Origin of the sequence: Streptomyces sp. NPDC005878 (genome assembly GCF_040629815.1) — a bacterium.
In the GTDB taxonomy this organism is placed as follows: Bacteria; Actinomycetota; Actinomycetes; order Streptomycetales; family Streptomycetaceae; genus Streptomyces.
In genome coordinates this window covers 94,431-113,649 of the sequence record NZ_JBEXWK010000002.1, presented here as the reverse complement: position 1 = coordinate 113,649, position 19,219 = coordinate 94,431, and the positions used below count along the sequence as shown (strand labels likewise).

Below are 19,219 nucleotides of genomic sequence, written 5' to 3'. Positions count from 1 at the left end.
CGGCGGGACGGGGGCCCGGCGCGCCGCGCTACTCCCCGTACCCCTCCCTCAGCTCCACCTTCCGCACCTTGCCGCTCACCGTCATCGGGAACTCCGCCAGGATCCGCAGCCGCCGCGGCACCTTGTAGTGCGCCAGGCGGTCGCGGCAGAACTCCGCGATCTCCTCGAGCGTGGGCGGATCCGCGGGGTCGCGGGGGATCACGCACGCGAGGATCTCCTCGCCGTACCTCTCGTCGGGCACGCCCACGACCTGGACGTCCGCGATCTTCGGGTGGGCGTGGAGGAACTCCTCGATCTCGCGCGGATAGACGTTCTCGCCACCCCGGATGATCATGTCCTTGATGCGGCCGACGATCTGGACGTACCCGTCCTCGCGCATCAGCGCGAGGTCCCCGGTGTGCATCCACCGCCCCGCGTCGATCGCCTCGGCGGTCCGCCCGGGCTCGTCCCAGTAGCCGAGCATCACGCTGTAGCCGCGGGTGCACAGCTCGCCCGCCTCGCCGCGCGGCACCGTGACGCCGGTGACCGGGTCCACCACCTTGACCTCGATGTGCGGCAGCACCCGTCCCACCGTTCCGGTCCTGCGCTCCAGGTCGTCCTCGACGCGTGTCTGCGTGGAGACCGGGGACGTCTCCGTCATGCCGTAGCAGATGGACACCTCCGCCATGTTCATCTCGGCGACGACCCGCTTCATCACCTCGACCGGGCACGGCGACCCCGCCATGATCCCGGTACGCAGCGAGGACAGGTCGTACGAGCCGAAGTCCGGCAGGTTGAGCTCCGCGATGAACATCGTCGGCACCCCGTACAGCGAGGTGCACCGCTCCCGTTCCACCGCCCGCAGCGTCGCCGCCGGGTCGAAGGACGGCGCCGGGATCACCACGCAGGCGCCGTGCGAGAGGGCCGCGAGATTGCCCATCACCATGCCGAAGCAGTGGTAGAAGGGCACCGGCACACAGATCCGGTCCTGGTCGCCGTAGGAGAGCAGCTCCCCCACGAAGTAGCCGTTGTTGAGGATGTTGTGGTGGGAGAGCGTCGCCCCCTTGGGGAAGCCGGTGGTCCCCGAGGTGTACTGGATGTTGATGGGGTCGTCGCACGACAACTCGGCGGCGCGCGCCGCCAGTTGACCCCGCGTCACGGAACTCCCCGCCGCCGTCAGCGCGTCCCAGGAAGCGTCCCCGATGTAGTGCACCGCCCGCAGCCCGGGACACTCCGGACGTGCCTGCTCCACCAGCGCCCGGTAGTCGCTGGAGCGGTGCGCCCGCGAGGCGACCAGCAGCGAGATCCCGGCCTGCTTCAGGACGTACGCGAGTTCGTGCGCCCGGTACGCCGGGTTGATGTTCACCATGACGGCGCCGATCCGCGCCGTGGCGTACTGCGTGAGCACCCACTCGGGGCAGTTCACCGCCCAGATGCCCACCCGGTCGCCCCGGGCGACCCCGCTGCCGAGCAGTCCGCGCGCCAGCTCGTCGACGGCCGCGGCGAACTCCGTGTACGTCCAGCGCCGCCCGGACTCCACGTCGACCAGCGCCTCGCGGTCCGGCCAGGCGGCGACGGCCCGGTCCAGACCGGCCCCGATCGTGTCGCCGAGCAGCGGGGTTCCGCTGGTGCCGTGGGCGTAGGAGAGCGCGGTCATCGCAGGTCCCCCTCGTCGTACTCGGCCGTCGAGCCCGCCGCCGTCGCCTCGCGCAGCTCGATGCGGCGGATCTTGCCGGAGACCGTCTTGGGCAGCTCGCCGAACTCGATGCGGCGGATGCGCTTGTACGGGGCGAGGACCGCGCGCGAGTGCGCGAACAGCACCTTCGCGGTGTCCGGGCCGGGCTCCCAGCCCGCCGCCAGCACGACGTACGCCTTGGGCACGGCGAGCCGCAGCGGATCCGGCGCGGGCACGACGGCCGCCTCCGCCACCGCCTCGTGCTCCAGGAGCGCGCTCTCCAGCTCGAAGGGGCTGATCTTGTAGTCGGAGGCCTTGAAGACGTCGTCCGCGCGGCCCACGTAGGTGATGTAGCCGTCCTCGTCGCGGGAGCCGATGTCGCCGGTGCGGTAGTAGCCGCCGGCCATCGCCTCCGCCGTACGCTCCGGGTCGCCGTGGTAGCCGGTCATCAGCCCGACCGGGCGGGCCGAGAGGTCGAGGGCGATCTCGCCCTCGGCCGCGCCGGGCTCGCCGGTCACCGGGTCCAGGAGCTCCACCCGGTAGCCGGGGCTCGGGCGGCCCATCGACCCGGTCTTGAGCGGCTGGCCCGGGGTGTTGGCCACCTGCACGGCCGTCTCGGTCTGCCCGAAGCCGTCCCGGATGACCCGGCCCCAGACGCGCCGGACCGTCTCGATGACCTCCGGGTTGAGCGGCTCGCCGGCCGCGACGACCTCGCGTGGCGGGTTCCGCAGCGCGCTCAGGTCCGCCTGGATCAGCATCCGCCACACCGTGGGCGGCGCGCAGAAGCTGGTGACGCCCGCCCGGTCCATCGCCGCCATGAGCCGGGCGGCGTCGAAGCGCGTGTAGTTGTGGATGAAGACGGTGGCCTCGGCGTTCCACGGGGCGAAGAGGTTCGACCAGGCGTGCTTGGCCCAGCCGGGCGAGGAGATGTTCAGATGCACGTCGCCGGGCTGGAGACCGATCCAGTACATGGTGGCCAAGTGGCCGACGGGATACGAGACGTGAGTGTGCTCGACGAGCTTGGGGCGGGCCGTGGTGCCGGAGGTGAAGTAGAGCATCAGCGGGTCGTCGGCCAGGGTGTCCCCGTCCGGCTCGAACCGCGCCCGCGTCCCGAACGCGTCGTCGAAGTCCAGCCATCCGGGAACCGGGTCGGCGCCGCGCGGCTTCACGGCGATCCGGGTGTAATCCCCCGGTACGTCGGCGAACTTGGCGGTGTCCTCGGCCCGTACGATCACCTGCCGGGCGCGCCCCCGTTCGATCCGGTCCCGCAGGTCGGCGGGGCCCAGCAGCGGGGTGGCGGGGATGACGACGGCCCGCAGCTTCATCGCGGCCAGCGCGGTCATCCACAGTTCCTGCTGGTTGCCGAGCATCACGAGAACCCGGTCCCCGGCCCGTACGCCCCGGTCGCGCAGCCAGTTGGCGACCTGGTCCGAGCGCAGGGACATCTCGGCGTACGAGAGGGTGGTCTCGCTGCCGTCCTCCTCGACGATGTGCAGCGCGGTGGCGGCGTTGCCCTCGGCGATGACGTCGAACCAGTCGAGCGCCCAGTTGAACCGCTCGGGGCGCGGCCAGGTGAAGCCCCGGCAGGCCGTCGCGTAGTCCTCCCGGTGCTCCAGCAGGAAGTCCCGTGCGGCCCGGAACTCCTCCGTGGCGCCACGTGCGTCCATGTGCCCTCCTCGTTGCCTGGCCACGCTCTACCACCGTGCGGTGCGTGACCAGGTCTCTTTACCCCCGCCGAGGGGTGCGGGGGAAGCCCGCGCGCCCTTCCGCCCTCCCCCGGGGACCGGCAGGGACCCCGGCGGATTGGCGCCCCCTCCCCCTCGCCCACCCGCCCGACCCCAACCCGAACGGGGGAGACGCGCTGCGGGTGAGCGTGCCAGGAAGCCGTCAAATTCAGCCGGAACGGGGTCAACACGGCGTCAGGAGGCGGCCTCCGGCGGTCCGGGCGGGCATAACGTCGAAGCGCGTCGCGCACAGCGGCGCGACGGCGCACCGCACCGCACGGCCCCGGACCGCGCGGCTCGCCCCGCACGGGCCCGGCCCGCGCGGACCGGCTCCGCACTTCCCCACCGGAGGACACCACCATGGACACCCTCACCCTCGACGAAGCCGACCCCGACGAACGCCGCCCGGCGGCGCCGCTGTACGTACCGGTCCGGCTCGGCTCCGCCGGGGGACGCCAGCTGCGGTTCTGGCGCACCCCGCTGGGCGTACGGACCGCCGTCGGCTTCACCAGTCCCGAGCGGCTGTACGCGGTGCTCGGGCCCGGCCAGCGCTGGATCCGGCTGGCGGAGCCCGCGCTGCGCTCGCTGGCGGCGCCGCTCGGCGTGACCACGGTGACGGTCGACCCGCACATGACGGCCCCGTCGCCGGCGGCCATACGCGCCGAACCGCTCGGCCAGCCCTGCCCGCGCCGGGGCGGCTGGGACCCCCACCTGCACATGGGCGATGCGGGGCGCGCGACGGGTGCGACGAGCGCGGCGAGCGCGGTGGCGCCCGTGGGGACGGCTGTCACGGCGGCCCCGGCTCTGGTCAACTGACGCCTGCCTCGCGGACGCAGGGAGGAGGCAACCGGGAACCACCCGTCACCTCCTCCCCTCCTTCCCCGCCTCCCCCGCCTCCCCTTCCTCCTCCTCGAAGCGGACGTCGTACGAGGTGAGGCCGGCCGGGGTCATCGCGGCGAGCAGCCGTTCGCCCTCCTCGGCCACCTCGGCGCGCCGGGCCCGCCCCAGCGTCCCGAACGGCTGGACGGTGAGCACGGCACGCCCCTCCTTCGGCTTCTCCTCCAGGCGCCACACCCCGGCGAGGAAGCCGTCCACGAGCAGGGTGGGAAAGGCCTGGCTGCCCTTCCAGGTACGCCCCCAGTACGCGGCCGGGATCACCCGCGTACGGTCGGCGTGCGACAGCAGCAGGTTGTCGAACTCGGGCAGGAAGCGCGGCGGGGCCGGGGTGCCCTCGTCGGGGCGGGGCGCGTCCGGGAGGTCGAAGAGCTCGACGCCGTTCTCGTCGCGGAAGGTGAGGAGCCGGGGGCGCAGCCGGTCGAAGACCTCGCCCAGGCGGGTCAGTCCCGCCCAGGTCTGCATGTCCTTGACGGAGGCGGGCCCGAAGGCGGCGAGATAGCGCAGCACGGTGTCGTCGGGCGCCGGGACCGGCCCCGGCGCCCGACCCAGCCAGTGCTCGGCGGTGGTGAGCGCGACCTGGCCGCTGCGGCCCCACAGCCCGCGCGGGGTGACCTGCACGAGCGGCAGCACACAGCGCGCGGCGAGGGAGAGCGCGGTGGGCGTGGCGTCCGGCCACTCCCGGCCGAGGACGTCCCGCAGCTCCTTCATCGTGTACGGCCGCTCCTCGACCAGCGCCCGCGCGATCCCGGCGAGCCGCTCCAGGTCCACACCCTCCAGCTGCCCCCGGAACTGCTTGAGCTCGCGGTCGCGGGCCGCCTGGACGAGCGGGCGCAGGGTGAGGACGTCGTCGGCGGTGTGGAGGTGGATGGTGGAGCGCAGGGTCACGATCCGTACGAGCTCGCGGGACTCGATGAGCGCGGAGAGCTGCTCGGGCCGGAACCCGGCGAGACGGGACCAGAGCGCGAAGTAGGGCGGCTTCACGTTCTGCGCCTGGAGCCCGACGAGATGCGCGACGGCGTCCTTCGGCGAGAGCGCGGAGGTGCGGCGCAGGAGGTGCTGGCGGTCGAGAGTGGCGCGGTTGAGGGCACGGAGGGTGGTGGTCGGTGAGGCCATACGGGCACGCTAGCGCGCATGGAGGACAGATCCTGTCCGCGATGGGCGCGGTAGGGGCGATGGGCGCGATGAGCGCGATGTGTGCGCCCCCGATGGCATCCCCATGGGTGTCCGAAACGCCAAGCCTGCGCCATTTAGTCCGTATATTCTGCACCGGGACGGGCAGGGCGAGACGGGACGAGACGGTTCGGGCGGCGGACGGTGCGGGAGGTGGGGCCATGACCGACCGGGGAAGGGACCCGGAAAGGTCCGACGCGTCGCAGAGGGGAAGACACCTGGACAGGCCCGCGCCTTCCGCAGCCTCCGAGCCTCCCGGCCGGGGACGGGGCCCGGAGGGCTCCGCACCCCGCAGGAAGCACGCCTGGCGACGCCAGCCGCCCCCGCCGCCGAGCGCTCCGGCGCCACCGCCCCCGACGCCCACGACTCCGGACGCCGCCGATCCCGTACGGAACGACCACCGCAGCGTGGTGGATTCGGCGCTGTACCGGGACGGCCGCCGGGTCTCGTCCCCCGACACCCTCGCGGAGACCTTCCGCCGGCTGCGCGAGACCCCCGACGGCATGGCGTGGATCGGCCTGCACCGCCCGTCGGAGTCCGAACTGCACTCCCTGGCCGAGGAGTTCGACCTGCACCCGCTGGCGGTCGAGGACGCGCTGGAGGCCCACCAGCGCCCCAAGCTGGAACGGTACGGCGAGACCCTCTTCGTGGTGCTGCGCGCGGCCCGCTATCTGGACGCGCCGGAGGAGGTCGACTTCGGCGAGCTGCACGTCTTCATCGGCCGCGACTTCCTCATCACCGTCCGCCACGGCGCCGCCCCCGACCTCTCGGCGGTACGGCGCCGCATGGAGGAGACCCCCGAGCTGCTGGCCCTGGGCCCGGAGGCGGTGCTGTACGCGATCCTGGACGCGGTGGTGGACGGGTACGCCCCGGTCGTCTCCGGTGTCCAGAACGACATCGACGAGATCGAGACGGAGGTCTTCCGGGGCGACCCCGAGGTGTCCCGCCGCATCTACGAACTCTCCCGCGAGATGGTGGAGTTCCAGCGCGCCACGCGCCCCCTGGTCGGCATGCTCCACGGCCTCATGGCGGGCTTCGCCAAGTACCGCACGGACGAGGAACTCCAACGCTACCTCCGCGACGTGGCCGACCACGTCACCCACACCAGCGAACGCGTCGACGGCTTCCGCCAGGCCCTCACGGAGATCCTCACGGTCAACGCGACCCTGGTGACCCAGCAGCAGAACGCGGAGATGCGGGCCCTGGCGGAGGCGGGCTTCGAGCAGAACGAGGAGATCAAGAAGATCTCGTCGTGGGCGGCGATCCTGTTCGCCCCGACCCTGGTCGGGACCATCTACGGCATGAACTTCGAGACCATGCCGGAACTGAAGTGGGCAGCCGGCTACCCCTTCGCGATCCTGCTGATGGCCGCCGTGTGCGTGAGCCTGTACTTCATCTTCAAACGGCGGGACTGGCTGTAGCCGCGAGCGGGAGTGCCCTGATCGTCGGGAGAAGGGCATCGCGGTCACGGGATGCGGCTCTTTCCTCCTGGGGCTGGTCCGGCACAGGGTGAGTCCGAAGTCGCCCAGGTCGCGAAGAGGAGGTCGTGGGTGTGTAACGGCGACCATGGGGCAGGTGCGTGAGCCCGTACGTCGTCTTCGATCGGCGAGACCGGCCGTAACCGCCCGCCGCCCCGGTGGGATGATCGACCCCGCGACCAGCCCGCGGCTCATCCGCCCCGTGCGGAGGGTGGCGCCCCACCGTCAGCACCAGCAAAGTCGGCCGAACCGTTGATACCTATAATCTCGCAGATGTCCTCGCGAATAGACCGCAGCTCCACGTCCGACCCCAGGCGCCCCTGGCGCCGGCCGCGCGTGGTTCTGTGGGCCGTGGCGGGTGTGATCACCCTCGGGTTCCTGCTCGCCGTGGAGGTCATGTCACGTCACTACGGTGCGTCGGGGCCGATCACCGTCCAGGCGCGGGAGGTCGTGTTCCCGCCGAAGCCGGGGCCGCTCTACGGCGGGCTGGCGCTGATGATGGTGGTGCTCACCTGGCGGCAGCGGTTCATCGCGCTCGGAGCCGCCATCGGGATCGACGTCCTCTTCGTCCTGGGGCGGTGGGCCGCAGGGGCCGAGGTGCCCGAGGGGCACTTGTTCGGCAATGGCGCGTTGTGGGTCATGCTGGGCTGCGCGGTCTTCGCGCTGACGCGGCGGACCGGGCCGGAACGCGTCCTGCTGCTCAAGGGTGTCGGCCTGGGGCTGCTGCTGGTGGCCGGGCGCAAGACCGGTGACGCCTGGCTGTTCATCACGTCGAAGAGCCGCCCGAAGGTGCTCGACCCCTACGTGGCCATGGCCGACCACGCGCTGGGCAGCCCGTCGTGGCTGGTGGGCCGGGCCGTCGAGGCCACCGGCTCGGTCGGCTCGCATCTCCTCCACTTCGTCTACGGCGAGCTCGCGGTGGCCGCGATCGTCGTCGCCGTGTACCAGCTGCGCAACGTGGCCGCCGAGCGCCGCTTCCCCCGCCACCACCTCGTGCGCACCTTCCTGGTGATCGGCCTCCTCGGGCCGGCCGTCTACATGGTCTTCCCGGTGGTCGGGCCGGTCTTCGCCTACGGCCCGGGCGCCTCCGGCACCGGCGGTGTGGAGTGGGCGGTGGCCAACCTGTGGCCGCACACCCCCGCGCCGATCACCACCCCGCACCCCGTGCTGTACGACGGACTCACCCCGCGCAACTGCATGCCCAGCCTGCACACCGCGTGGGCCACCGCGATCTTCATCCACTCCCGCCAGGCTCCCCGGCCGATGCGGTACGCGGGGACGTTCTGGCTGGTGGCCACGCTCACGGCCACCCTCGGGTTCGGCTATCACTACGGCGTGGACCTCGTCGCCGGTCTGGTCTTCGCGCTCACCGTCGAGGCGGGGCTGCGTACGTACGACCGCGGCTGGGACCGGTCCGGCGTCCAGCTCGTCGCCTACGGCACGGCGGTCTTCGCCGCGCTCCTCGTGTCGTACCGCTGGCTGCCGATGCGGATGGCCGCGCATCCATGGGTGTTCGGGCCCCTCCTCCTTCTGGCGCTGGCCTCCGTGGTCTACGGGTACCTGCGGACCACCAGGGAGTGGGAGCCGAAGGCGGCGCCCGCGCTCGTGGCGGGACCGCAGCCCGAGCTCGTCTGAGGCGGGGCACGCACTCACGGAGCACACGGAGCACACGGAGCACACGGATCACACCGAGAACACCGAGAACACGGACGGAGCCACACCGGAGTTCCGGTGGACGCGGCCCAGCGAATTCGCGTCTTTATGTGTCATGGACCGGACAATCGCGCATCCTCGTAGTACGCACTGGACGAAAACGAAGGGTGACGACGCCATGAACCGATCCACCTCCACCGGCCGGGGCCGCCGAGCGGGCCTCGCGCTCGGTGCGGCCCTGGCGTCCACCGTGCTCTGCACGGCCATGAGCGCGGCAGCGCCCACAGACGTGCGGGCGGAGGCGCCCCTGGGTCCCGCGCGTGCCTGCCCCGTCGTCTGGTTCGACCTGGGCGAGACCCTCGTCCACACCGCCGACGACGGCGGCATCGGCTACCAGCCCGGCGCGGCCGCCTATCTGCGCTCCCTGCGCCTGCGCCACATCGGCATCGGTCTGATCACCAACGTCCCGCCCACGTGGGGCGCGACCGACGCCGAGCGTGCCGCCAGACTGAAGAAGGAGGTCGACACCGCCTGGCGGGACTCCGCGCCCTTCGCCTGGGGCGACTTCGGCGACCGGATCCTCACCCCCCGTACCGACGCGGAGCGCAAGCCCGCGCCCGCCCTGTGGCAGCGCGCGAAGGCCGACTCGGGACGGTGCCGCGTCGTCTACCAGGCGGAGACGGCCCAGGAGGTGCAGGTCGCCGGCTCGCTGGGGTATCTGCCCTACCAGGTGGGGCAGCCCCGACGGCCGGCGTTCCTGCCGGTCGGGTTCGTCGAACTCCTTCGGCGGTGGCCGCTCTGAGCCGCCTCCGAGCGCGGCACGGCTAGGCGCCCGGGGGCCTGCGTACGCCTCCTCCCGTCACCCGTACCGCCTCGTCGGCAGGGCGGTCGTCCGACCTGTCCGTGTCCTTCGGGTCCGCCGCCGGGGTTCCCGCCCCGGCGCGGTCCCGGCCCACCGCCCGGCTGCGCAGCAGCAGCTGGACCACGCCGAGCAGCACCACGGTCGCCAGCGCGCTGTGCCACAGCAGGGCGTCCAGGCGGCCGGCGGAGACGTAGGCGCCGACCGCCACCGCCGCCAGGGCGCACACCGCGCGGTCCACGAGGCTCTCGATCGAGAGCAGCGTGGCGCGCGGGGCGCCGGCGGGTACGGCGTCGTTCATCAGCTTGCGCTGCACCGGGTACGCGAAGCCGGTCGCCGCGGCGAACAGGCAGAGCAGGGCGACGACCGCCCAGGGGCCGCCGAGCGTCATGGCCGCCAGGGTGCCCGCCAGCGCCAGGCTGAGCACCGACACCCAGGCCACCGGGGGCAGCCGGCGGCTCAGCCACTGGGGGCGCGCCGAGCCGATCGCCTCCGCGACCGTCATCGCCGCCAGCACCGAGCCGTGCGAGGCCTCCCCCACCCCGTGGTCCAGCAGGATCGGCTGGAAGAGGTTGACCTGGCAGATCCGGGAGAGCGTGAAGACCGCCACGCCCTGCACCATCACCAGGGCCAGCCACGGCGAGGACACCACGCAGCGCAGGGCGGCGCCCGCGTCCCGCAGGAACGCGCCGCCCCGGCGCCCGCCGTCCCCGCGGCCGGTCGCCTTCTCCGTACGGGTGCCCGTTCCGGCGAGCCGGGGCAGGGCGACGGCGCAGACCAGCGAGCCCGCGGCGCTGGCGGCGCTGAGGACGTACGGGGCCGCGTGGGCGAGGCTCATCAGGGGGCCGACCAGCGGCCAGCAGACGACCTTCGCCGCCAGGCCCAGGGCCCGAGCGGTGCCCTCCGCCTTCAGATAGTGCGCGTCGCACTTCTCGGCCCGCAGCCCGTCGTACAGATAGGCGCTCGCCGCTCCCGAGGTCAGGGAACGGCCCAGCGCGATGGCGAGGAAGTGGACCAGGAAGCCGGTGTACGAGGCGGCGACCACCGGCGCCAGGTTCGCCGCCGTCATCACCACCGCCCCGGCCCGCAGGCAGTTGCGGGTGCCGATCCGGTCGGCGATCAGGCCGGTGGGGATCTCGAACAGGCAGAACGCCACGTAGTAGATGCTCTGGATACCGAAGATCTGGCCGTCCGAGAGCCCGGCCTCCTTCTGGTACGCGTAGAACACCGGCATCCACCACAGCAGGTTGAACAGCAGCTGGAAGCCGTAGTTGAGGCGGATGATCCGGCGGGCGGCGGGCGTCAGCGCCCCCTTGCCGGGGGGCGCGTCCGCGAGGCCCGCGCTCACAGCGCGTAGGGGCGGATCTGGACCAGCCGGAAGTCGCCCCGCTCCGTCATCAGCCACTCGATGTCCAGCGGCCGGTCCAGGTCGTCCGCGCTGAAGTGCGACTGGAGCAGCCGCCCGGTCAGCGAGAGGTCCGCGAGCCGGGCGCGGGTGGCGGCGGGCAGCCCGTCGCCCCAGGAGCCCAGGGCGACCGTGCGGCCACCGCCCTCCACCACGTTGTAGAGGTACTGCTGCGGCAGCACCGAGCCCTCGACCACGCGCTCCGGGGAGCCGGGCGAGCAGTTGAGGTAGACGTTGCGGAAGTCCTCGCGGCGGGTCGGGTCGCAGGTCACCAGGACGCCGCCGATGGAGGCCGGCACGTACTCCTGGATGATCACGCCCATGTAGGTGTCGTCGAGGGAGATCCCGACCTGGTGGCGCAGGCGCACGCTGCGGGGCGACACCAGGGAGGCCCACACCTGGCGTACCGCGTCCAGGAGTTCGCCGGTGCCGTGGACGGTGGTGACGGAGTCGTAGACGCCCGCCGCTGAGAAGCCGGGGAGGTCCTCGGCGTTGGAGGAGGAGCGCACGACCAGGCGGCCGTGGGCGTCCGGCGGGATCGCGAAGGCCTGGGTGATCTGCCGGGTGACGGACTCGGGCACGGGGGTGTGCCGGATCAGCTGCTGCAGTTGCAGGCAGATCGGGTCCAGGACGTCGGTGGCGTCGAGTTCGAGGGCCATCTTGAGCTTGCCGATGCCCTGCTGGATGGCGGGCGAGGAGGCGAGGAAGTGCTGCTGGAGGGAGAAGGGGAGCGCCACGCCCTCGGGGGCGCCGACCGTCCGGGCCACGAAGCCGGCCGCCGCGGAGCGCAGTTCGCCCGTGGAGGCGGAGCTGAGGCCGAGGCGGGTGGCGAGGTGGCCGTAGAGGTCGTCGCGGGGCGGGCGGGGGCGTCCGTAGAAGGCGGTCAGGTCGGCGGTGCGGCTGTCCAGGACGTGGTGCAGCTCGCCGAGGTTGGCCGCCTTGGTGCCGTACCGGTCGCGGTCCGCGGCGCGCAGCCGGTGCAGGGACAGCACGGGCGCGTCTTCGAGCAGTGGCGGCGCCAGGCGTATGCGCTGCTGGTGCCAGGCGGGGGCGCGCAGGTCCGGCTCGTCCTCCAGCCGCTCCAGCGCTATCTCGTCCTCCCCCACCCGGTAGCGCACCCAGGCGCCGTCGAGGCCGTCCCGCTCGACGAGCTGGTCGAGGTCGAGCACGATGGCGTTGGGTATGCCCCAGCCGGAGGCCAGCACGTTGGTGTGCGAGAGCGGGGTGATGGGGGCGGTGTTGAGGAACCCGGCCACCCGGGGCACGTCGTCCGGCAGGCACGGCATGGCCACGATGTCCGCCCAGCCGAGCTCGGCCTCGGCCGCCGCGTACTCCTCGTGGGTACGGAAGTAGCGCAGCCGTCCGGTGACCTCGCCGGGGTTGAGCGGGGTGCGGGTCCTGGAGCCGAAGAGCTCGTGGCTCAGGATGCGCGGGACACGCCGTTCGCTGATCGCCGCCAGCTCCTCCTCCTGGCCGTGGTTGGCGGGTTTGAGCAGGAGGGGGAGCCGTCCGTCGACCCGTTCGCGCACGTACTCGTAGAAGAACTCCAGGAGGGGGCCGTCCATGGTGTCGGCCTCGGTCGTCTCCAGGACGAGGAAGGTGCGCCCCCGGGCCTCGGCGTCCTCGTCGGTGTGCAGGGAGAGCACGCCGAGCAGGAAGCGGCGGTCGGGGTCCATGTAGACGGAGGCGTTGAAGCCGTCCAGGTCCGCGTCCAGCTCTTCCAGGGTCATGCCGAGGACGCGGGTGGCGATGTAGTTGACGTGGAAGGGGTGCGCCGCCGTGTCGAGGAGGTGCCAGGTGTTCTCGGCGCGGTCGACGACGACCTTGAGGTAGGGGTGGCCGGCCAGGACCCCGGAGAGGGTGCGGAAGAGCGGCAGGGAGAGGTTCTCGCCGACGACCGTACGGTCCAGGGCCGGTTCGGCGGCTCCGGTGAGCAGGGCGGTCATACGGAGACCTCCTCGGGTCGTACGGCGGGCAGGACCCGCGGCAGCGCGTCGACCAGCGCTTCGAAGTCGCGCAGGACCGTGCGCGCGTCGGTGGCGGAGAGCAGGCACAGGGCCGCCATGGTGTTGGCGCCCGCGGCCGGGTCGTAGACGGGGACGACGCTGCCGTCCGGGAGGGAGCTCTCCGCGACCACCGACAGCTCGCTGCCCCGGCTGAGGGTCACCCGCTCGGCGACGGCCGGGAAGTCCCAGACCCTGCGGTCGCGCCAGGCCTCGCCGCTGCCGTCGACCGCGAGGACGACGAGGGAGCCGGCCGCGCCGTGCGCGTCGGCGGGGGTGAGGGCCTGCTCGGGCCATGCGACCGGGCGGCCCAGGAGGTGGTCGACGAGCATACCGACGAGGTCGAGTCCGAAGACGTCCTCGATCTGCGGCACCGTCATCGCGCCGCCGAACCGGGCGGCCGTCTCGATCAGCCACATGCGCCCGTCCGCGCCGAGCTTGATCTCGGTGTGCGTGCCGCAGTCGCGCAGGCCCAGGGCGTCGACGGCCTGCCGCGCGAACGCCACGACACGGTCCTGGGCGTCCGCCGAGAGCAGGGCGGGGGTGATGCTCGCGCGCTCGGTGAACGGCTCGACCGTGGGCATCCGGCCGCTGAGGCAGACCGGGTGGAAGACACCGCCGGCGACGACGCCCTCGACGCTGACGTAGTCGCCCCAGCCGGGGTCGTCGAACCAGTCGGAGGCGGTGCCGGTCACGATCTGCTCGACGACGTAGTGCCCCTGGGCCTCGGCCACATGCAGCTCCGCGTACCCCAACTGGGCGGACTCGGCCATCACTTCGCGCGAGCGGCGCCAGGCGGCGGAGACCTCGTGCGGGGAGCGGATGATCTGGTGCGCGGTGGAGCCCGCGCTCCAGGCCGCTTTCAGGAGCAGCGGGAAGGGCAGTGCGCGGGCCGCCTCGTAGAGGTCGGCCTCCGTGGCGACGGAGCGGAACTCGGGCTGCGACAAGCCGTGTTCGCGCCAGGTGCGGCGCATCAGGCGCTTGTCGCGGGCGAGCTCGGAGGCGGCGCCGGGCCCCGCGAGACCGAGCGCCTCGCAGGCTTCGGCGACGGCGACGACCGCGTACTCGGAGAAGGTGAGCACCGCGTCCGCGCCCACGGTCCGGGCCCGTGAGACGATCAACGAGACCAGGTCGGAGCGGTGCGCGTCGGCCGTCACGACCGAGGCACACAGTCTCCGGGCGGAGTCCGCCACGACGGGAGGAAGAGCGCTGAGCGCCAGCAGGTGCACTTCCGCCCTCGCGGCCGTCCGGGACAGGACGTGACCGAGCGGCGGACCACCCTTGGCATGCACTAACAGCACCTTGCTCACTGAAGTTCGTCTCCATTCGTCCGTGTCCGTAACGGCTGTACGCGGGGGGCGTACGGGGCGTCGTACGGATCGGTGATGCGTGCCGGGTGCGGGAAAGCCGCCCGGTCGTGTTCGGGGCGTGTTCACCCGCTTACTCAAGAGGACCACGCGACCGGCGTTCCAAACGCCATCAGGGCCATCCGGTATTCAGGCAAATGCCTGAATACCGACTCCTGTTCGGGGTGGTGGACGGGGGCGGCGAGGGGTGCGGGGGCGGCCGTCACTTCGGCCGAGAACCGAGCATGCGCGGGATCGGGACGGGATACGCATCGCGTTGTGACTCTGCGTCAGCCAGTGACGTACGGGTCGCACAGGGAGGGAGGGACCGCTGTGGAAGACGCCAGTCTGAAGGCGCTGCTCGAACATTTCCCGGTGTTCTGGGGGGAGGTCGACGAGCCGTGGCAGGTGCGGGAGCGGGGCGGCGGGATCTTCGCCGACCCGGGCACGGCGCAGGCCGACGCCCGTCCCGGGCTGCCGCGCCGGTACGCCGCCTTCGCGGGTCTCGCGGACCTCGCCCCGGCCGCCGCGTTCATCCGCGACGGCGAGGGCCGCTACCTGTGGGCCAACCACGCCTACGCGCACCTCTACGGGACCGTTCCGGACAAACTCGTCGGCAAGTACATCGAGGACTTCGACGCACCCGCCGAGGCCGTCCACTTCCGCGCCCTGGACCAGGAGGTCCTCAGCCGGGGGACGCCGGTGCGCCACACCCTGGACTACCGGCGTCCGGACGGTAGCGCGGGACGGGCGGTGGGCCACCGGTTCCCCGTCCGGGAGAACGCGCGGACCTGCGTCGCCGGGATCTACGTGGACATCACCGACCGGCTGCGCGCGATGCTCCAGTGGCAGGCGGCCGAGGACAGCCTCCAGGCGCTGCGCGACCACAGCGGTCTGCCCTGCGCGCTGCTGTCGGCGAACGGGCGGGTGGTCGAGGCGAGCACGGCGGCGGCCGAGCTGTTCCATCTCAGCCTGCCCGAGCTGGTCGGGCGCCGCGCGCACACCCTGCTCGCCCCCGACCCGGGGCTGGAGCGGCTGCACCGCAGGTGGGACGGGCTCATAGCGCGCCGCACCAGACGGGTGGAGACCTCGGCGGTGCTGCTCGACACCCGGGGCCGGCAGCGCCGCGCGCAGATCCATCTGACGACGGTCGGCCACTCCGCCGCGCGGGCCCGGCACGTGTGGGCCGTCGTCACCCACCAGAGCCTCGCCCACGAGGCCCATCCGTCACTGACCCCCGCGCAGGTCCGCATCCTGTCGCTGCTGGCGGCGGGGAGCAGCAACGGCGAGATCGCCACCTCGCTGAAGCTGTCCCGGCAGACGGTCGACTACCACCTCAGCCGTCTGCGGGACCTCCTGGGCGCGGCGACCCGCCCGGCCCTCGTCGCCCGCGCCTATGTGCTCGGCATCCTGGCCCCGCGCGCCTGGCCGCCGCGCTCGGCCACGGCGGCCCATCCGCTGAGCCCGGCCTGACGGCGAGGGGCCCCGGGCGCGGGGCCGGGGGCCGCGCCCGCCGCCCGGCCCCCGCTCGTTCAGGACGTGGGGACGTTGCGCCACACCGTGAGGTCCACGCCGACGAACTGGCTCGCCGACTCCTTCGGTGCGAAGCCGAGCACGGTGACCAGGCCGTAGTGCCCGGAGCCGGTCTTCACGCAGATGCGGGCACCCTTGCCGACCTTGTCCTTCGTGATCGACGTGGTGTACCGGGTGTTGGAGCGGCAGCCGTCCAGGGTTCCGGGCTCGCCGGGCTCCAGCAGGGCCATGGTGTTCTTGGACTGGTTGGTGGCGAGGGCGTCCCCGTTGATGATGTCCTCCGCGTAGCCGAAGTCGCCCTCGTAGAACACGTCCATCTTCTGCGGCTGGGGCGGCTCGTCGGCGAACTTCACCGAGTACCCGCGGGTGATGCTGATGTTCTTGTACACGGCCCCCTGCGGCGTCGCCGGGGGCTTGCTCTTCGCGCCGCCGGCGCCGGTTCCCGGGGTGGAACTGCCGGGCTGGGAGCTGTTCTTGTCGCTGCCCCCCTGGGTGGGCTTGTCCGCGTTCGAGTCGCCGTCGGAGAGCTGGCTGACCAGGTATCCGCCGACGCCGACGAGCGCGGCGGCGACCGCGACCGCGACGACCAGCACGGCCCGGTTCCGCTTGCGGGCCGGCTGCGCCGGCCCCGCCCCCGGCGAACGGTCCGTGACGGTCCCGGGGGCGGGCGGGTGGACGTACTGCGGCTGTACGGAGTGGGGTTGTGCGGGGTAGGGCTGTACGGGCCGCGGATAGGCGGGCTGGGTCGGCGGGTGCGCGGGCGGGGTGTGCGGGGCGGCCTGCGTCGGGGGGTACGCCGGGGGCGTGGCCGGGGACGCCTGCGTCGGCGGGTGGGCGGGCTGCGGAGGCGGGGTCGGGGCGGCCGCCTGGGTGAGGTCGGCCGCGTACGAGGAGGGCAGCCAGCCCTCCGGGCGGCGCAGCGCCGGGTCCTGGGAGGCCCGGCCGCACGCCTCGATGACCTGGGCGGGGGACGGCCGGCGGGCCGGGTCCTTGCTGAGGCAGGCGGTGACGATCTCGCGCAGCTCGTCCGGGAGGCGGGACAGGTCCGGGTCCTCGTGCACGATGCGGTAGAGGACGGCGTGCGAGGAACCGTCGCCGAAGGCCGCGGAGCCCGTCGCGGCGAAGACCGCGATCTGGCCGAGCGCGAAGACGTCGGTCGCCGCCGTGCAGCTCGTCCCGGCCGCCTGCTCGGGCGACATGAAGGACGGGGTGCCGACGCTGACGCCGGTGCCGGTGAGCGCGGTGGCGTCCGCGGCGCGGGCGATGCCGAAGTCGATGACGCGGGGCCCGTCGACCGCGAGCAGCACGTTGGACGGCTTGAGGTCGCGGTGGACGATGCCCGCCTGGTGGATGACCTGGAGCGCCTCGGCGATCCCGGCCACCAGGAGCAGCACGGTGCCCACCGGCATCGCGCCGTGGGCGGCGACGGCCGCGTGCAGGGAGGGCCCCTGGACGTAGGCCGTGGCCAGCCACGGGTGCGGGCCGTCGGTGTCGCTGTCGACCACGGGCGCGGTGTAGAGGCCCTGCACCCGCTGCGCGGCCCGCACCTCCTGCTGGAAGCGGCGGCGGAAGTCGGGGTCCTCGGCGAACTCGGGCCGGATCACCTTGATGGCGACGGGACGCCCGCCGGGCGTGTAGGAGAGGTACACCTTGCCCATGCCGCCGGCGCCGAGCCGGGCGCTGAGCAGATATCCGGCCACGGAACGCGGGTCGTCCTCGGCCAGCGGCTGGAACACTCCCGCATCCGCCGCGGGCCCGTCCGTTCCGCCATGGCTCGACTGATGCTGCTGATCCGACACTGTTTGCCCCCGCATATCCCTTTACCCGGCGCTTACGGCGCCGAGCCTATCGAAGCCCGCGCCCCACGCGCCCTCCGGCGGCGCGGATGGTGGTCTCCGTGATGATCGCCGCGAGCCGGACACCCATGGTCCGGCCTGTGTGATGTCGCCGCGGCCTGGGCGGAGAGGAACCTGACGGCGGCGTCAGGCCGGGTCGTGGAGCGGTCGGTCCGCGGGTGTGCCCCGGGGGGCCGGGGGCCGCGACGGGCGGACCCGTTCCAGGAGCGGGCCCGTCATCAGGGTCGTGGCGACCGCCATCAGCACCATCGCCGTGAACAGGCGCGTATCGATGACGCCCAGGCCCAGGCCCACGTTGAGGATGACCAGTTCGGTCAGCCCCCGGCAGTTCAGGAGCACCCCGAGGGCCGTCGCCTCGCGGGGGGTCGCGCCGGTCAGGCGGGCCGCGCCGAACGCGCCGGTGAACTTGCCGGCGCAGGCCGCCACCACGACGGCCCCCGTCATGACCAGGCCCCGGGCGCCGAGGCCGGAGACGTCCACGGACATGCCGGTGACGGTGAAGAAGACCGGCAGGAGCAGCAGGCTGGTCTGCTCGATCCGCTCGGGCACCTGCGGGGCGCTCTCGTCGATGTGGCGGTGCGGGACGACCGCCCCGAAGGCGAACGCGCCGAAGACGGCGTGCAGGCCGATCTCCTCGGTGGCGACGGCCGTCAGCAGGACGCCGACGACGAGGACGGCGTGGGTGAGCGCGGGGCCCGCCCACGGCCTGGCCGGGTCGAGGAGCCAGGCCAGGCCCGGGCGTACGAGCAGGACGAGCGCGGCGAGCAGCAGAGCCGACTCCAGCACCATCCGGGCCAGCGGCCACGGCCCGCTCGCGCGGACCACCACGACCACCGCGGCCAGGATGCACCAGGCGAGGAAGTCCTGGACCGCCGCGCAGGCGAGGGAGAGCGCGCCCAACGGGTCCTTGTACAGGCCGCGTTCGGCCAGGATGCGGGCGAGGACGGGGAAGGCGGTGATGGACAGCGCCGCGCCGAGGAAGAGCGCCGGGCCCAGCGGCCCGTGCGTCCGGAGCTCGGACTGGTCGAGCCAGGAGTGCATCCCGTACCCGAGGCCCACGCCGAGCCCGAAGGGCAGCGCCACCGAGGTCAGCGAGACCGCCGCCACCTGCCGTTTCGCGCTGGGGGTGCGCAGATGCCGGAGGTCGAACTGGTAGCCGACGCCGAACATGAAGAGGACCAGGCCCAGTTGGGAGAGGAGGTGGAGGGAGGGCAGGGTCGAGGGCGGGACCAGCCTGGTCTCCAGGTGGCCCGGCAGGAGGGAGAGGAGGCTGGGGCCGAGCAGGATGCCGCCGACGATCTCGCCCATCACCGCGGGCTGCCGCAGCCGCCGGGCCAGCCGGGACAGCGCGAACGCCACGGCGAGGACGACGGCGAGGGCGAGGAGGAACCGTGCGGTGGGGGGTGCCCCGGCTTGGGCGAGTACGCGATGCGTCGGCACGTCGAGGCACTCCTGTCGGGCCGCAGGGTGTTCCGCTGTCCCGCCGTTCTACCGGCGATTCACCGATCGGCACAACCGCCGTTCAACCGCGCTTTTTTTGACATTGAACAACCCTCGTCACCACAAAGGAACCCCTATAGAATTGCGCCGCACCCGAACCCCGCCCGATGATCACCTCTGTGCGTGCGGGACTTGGAGGGA

13 protein-coding genes are annotated in these 19,219 nt (G+C 72.9%); 5 read left to right on the top strand and 8 right to left on the bottom strand.

The window, feature by feature from the left end:
- Positions 1-28: 28 nt before the first annotated feature.
- Positions 29-1,636, bottom strand: coding sequence for an AMP-binding protein (locus ABZ404_RS04105; protein WP_358831656.1), 1,608 nt, complete (start codon positions 1,634-1,636; stop codon positions 29-31).
- Complete coding sequence (locus tag ABZ404_RS04100) at positions 1,633-3,321, bottom strand: AMP-binding protein (protein ID WP_358831655.1); 1,689 nt, start codon at positions 3,319-3,321, stop codon at positions 1,633-1,635. The genes ABZ404_RS04105 and ABZ404_RS04100 overlap by 4 nt, the downstream gene beginning before the upstream one ends.
- A gap of 417 nt (positions 3,322-3,738) precedes the next feature.
- Here ABZ404_RS04100 and ABZ404_RS04095 point away from each other — a divergent pair, with 417 nt between their 5' ends.
- Positions 3,739-4,194: an SAV_915 family protein gene (locus ABZ404_RS04095; RefSeq protein ID WP_358831654.1), complete on the top strand. Its 456-nt coding sequence runs from the start codon at positions 3,739-3,741 to the stop codon at positions 4,192-4,194.
- 45 nt (positions 4,195-4,239) lie between these two features.
- Here the strand turns inward: ABZ404_RS04095 and ABZ404_RS04090 are convergent, their stop codons facing one another.
- Positions 4,240-5,388: a winged helix DNA-binding domain-containing protein gene (locus ABZ404_RS04090; RefSeq protein ID WP_358831653.1), complete on the bottom strand. Its 1,149-nt coding sequence runs from the start codon at positions 5,386-5,388 to the stop codon at positions 4,240-4,242.
- 275 nt (positions 5,389-5,663) lie between these two features.
- Here ABZ404_RS04090 and ABZ404_RS04085 point away from each other — a divergent pair, with 275 nt between their 5' ends.
- The 3 genes from ABZ404_RS04085 to ABZ404_RS04075 all read left to right on the top strand — a co-directional run bounded on the left by ABZ404_RS04085 (position 5,664) and on the right by ABZ404_RS04075 (position 9,378).
- Entirely contained in the window at positions 5,664-6,866 is a 1,203-nt protein-coding gene (locus ABZ404_RS04085; RefSeq protein WP_358831706.1) for a magnesium and cobalt transport protein CorA, read from the top strand.
- A 330-nt stretch (positions 6,867-7,196) separates the two neighbouring features.
- Complete coding sequence (locus ABZ404_RS04080) at positions 7,197-8,558, top strand: phosphatase PAP2 family protein (RefSeq protein WP_358831652.1); 1,362 nt, start codon at positions 7,197-7,199, stop codon at positions 8,556-8,558.
- Between the two features lie 196 nt (positions 8,559-8,754).
- Entirely contained in the window at positions 8,755-9,378 is a 624-nt protein-coding gene (locus tag ABZ404_RS04075) for a hypothetical protein (protein WP_358831651.1), read from the top strand.
- A 22-nt stretch (positions 9,379-9,400) separates the two neighbouring features.
- On the opposite strand, the gene ABZ404_RS04070 is transcribed toward ABZ404_RS04075, so the two are convergent.
- Genes ABZ404_RS04070 through ABZ404_RS04060 form a run of 3 tightly spaced genes read right to left on the bottom strand, consistent with a single transcriptional unit; the run spans position 9,401 to position 14,153 of the window.
- Entirely contained in the window at positions 9,401-10,783 is a 1,383-nt protein-coding gene (locus ABZ404_RS04070; RefSeq protein WP_358831650.1) for an MFS transporter, read from the bottom strand.
- The gene (locus tag ABZ404_RS04065; RefSeq protein WP_358831649.1) at positions 10,780-12,786 is read right to left on the bottom strand and encodes a PEP/pyruvate-binding domain-containing protein; all 2,007 of its coding nucleotides are present in this window, start codon (positions 12,784-12,786) and stop codon (positions 10,780-10,782) included. The genes ABZ404_RS04070 and ABZ404_RS04065 overlap by 4 nt, the downstream gene beginning before the upstream one ends.
- Positions 12,783-14,153 carry an ATP-grasp domain-containing protein gene (locus ABZ404_RS04060; protein WP_358831648.1) on the bottom strand — a complete coding sequence of 457 codons (1,371 nt, stop codon included), beginning with the start codon at positions 14,151-14,153 and terminating at the stop codon, positions 12,783-12,785. The genes ABZ404_RS04065 and ABZ404_RS04060 overlap by 4 nt, the downstream gene beginning before the upstream one ends.
- A gap of 369 nt (positions 14,154-14,522) precedes the next feature.
- Between ABZ404_RS04060 and ABZ404_RS04055 the strand changes: the two genes are divergently transcribed.
- A complete protein-coding gene (locus ABZ404_RS04055; RefSeq protein ID WP_358831647.1) occupies positions 14,523-15,662 on the top strand; it encodes a PAS domain S-box protein in 1,140 nt (379 codons plus the stop codon).
- 59 nt (positions 15,663-15,721) lie between these two features.
- On the opposite strand, the gene ABZ404_RS04050 is transcribed toward ABZ404_RS04055, so the two are convergent.
- Together ABZ404_RS04050 and ABZ404_RS04045 are read right to left on the bottom strand one after the other, a co-directional pair.
- Positions 15,722-17,458 carry a serine/threonine-protein kinase gene (locus ABZ404_RS04050; RefSeq protein WP_358831646.1) on the bottom strand — a complete coding sequence of 579 codons (1,737 nt, stop codon included), beginning with the start codon at positions 17,456-17,458 and terminating at the stop codon, positions 15,722-15,724.
- 246 nt (positions 17,459-17,704) lie between these two features.
- Positions 17,705-19,018: a cation:proton antiporter gene (locus tag ABZ404_RS04045; RefSeq protein WP_358831645.1), complete on the bottom strand. Its 1,314-nt coding sequence runs from the start codon at positions 19,016-19,018 to the stop codon at positions 17,705-17,707.
- Between the last annotated feature and the right edge of the window lie 201 nt (positions 19,019-19,219).

Coding starts and splice junctions, on each gene's coding strand:
- ABZ404_RS04105 (WP_358831656.1), bottom strand. CDS start 1,636: ATGACCGCGCTCTCCTACGCCCACGGCACCAGCGGAACCCCGCTGCTC.
- ABZ404_RS04100 (WP_358831655.1), bottom strand. CDS start 3,321: ATGGACGCACGTGGCGCCACGGAGGAGTTCCGGGCCGCACGGGACTTC.
- ABZ404_RS04095 (WP_358831654.1), top strand. CDS start 3,739: ATGGACACCCTCACCCTCGACGAAGCCGACCCCGACGAACGCCGCCCG.
- ABZ404_RS04090 (WP_358831653.1), bottom strand. CDS start 5,388: ATGGCCTCACCGACCACCACCCTCCGTGCCCTCAACCGCGCCACTCTC.
- ABZ404_RS04080 (WP_358831652.1), top strand. CDS start 7,197: ATGTCCTCGCGAATAGACCGCAGCTCCACGTCCGACCCCAGGCGCCCC.
- ABZ404_RS04075 (WP_358831651.1), top strand. CDS start 8,755: ATGAACCGATCCACCTCCACCGGCCGGGGCCGCCGAGCGGGCCTCGCG.
- ABZ404_RS04065 (WP_358831649.1), bottom strand. CDS start 12,786: ATGACCGCCCTGCTCACCGGAGCCGCCGAACCGGCCCTGGACCGTACG.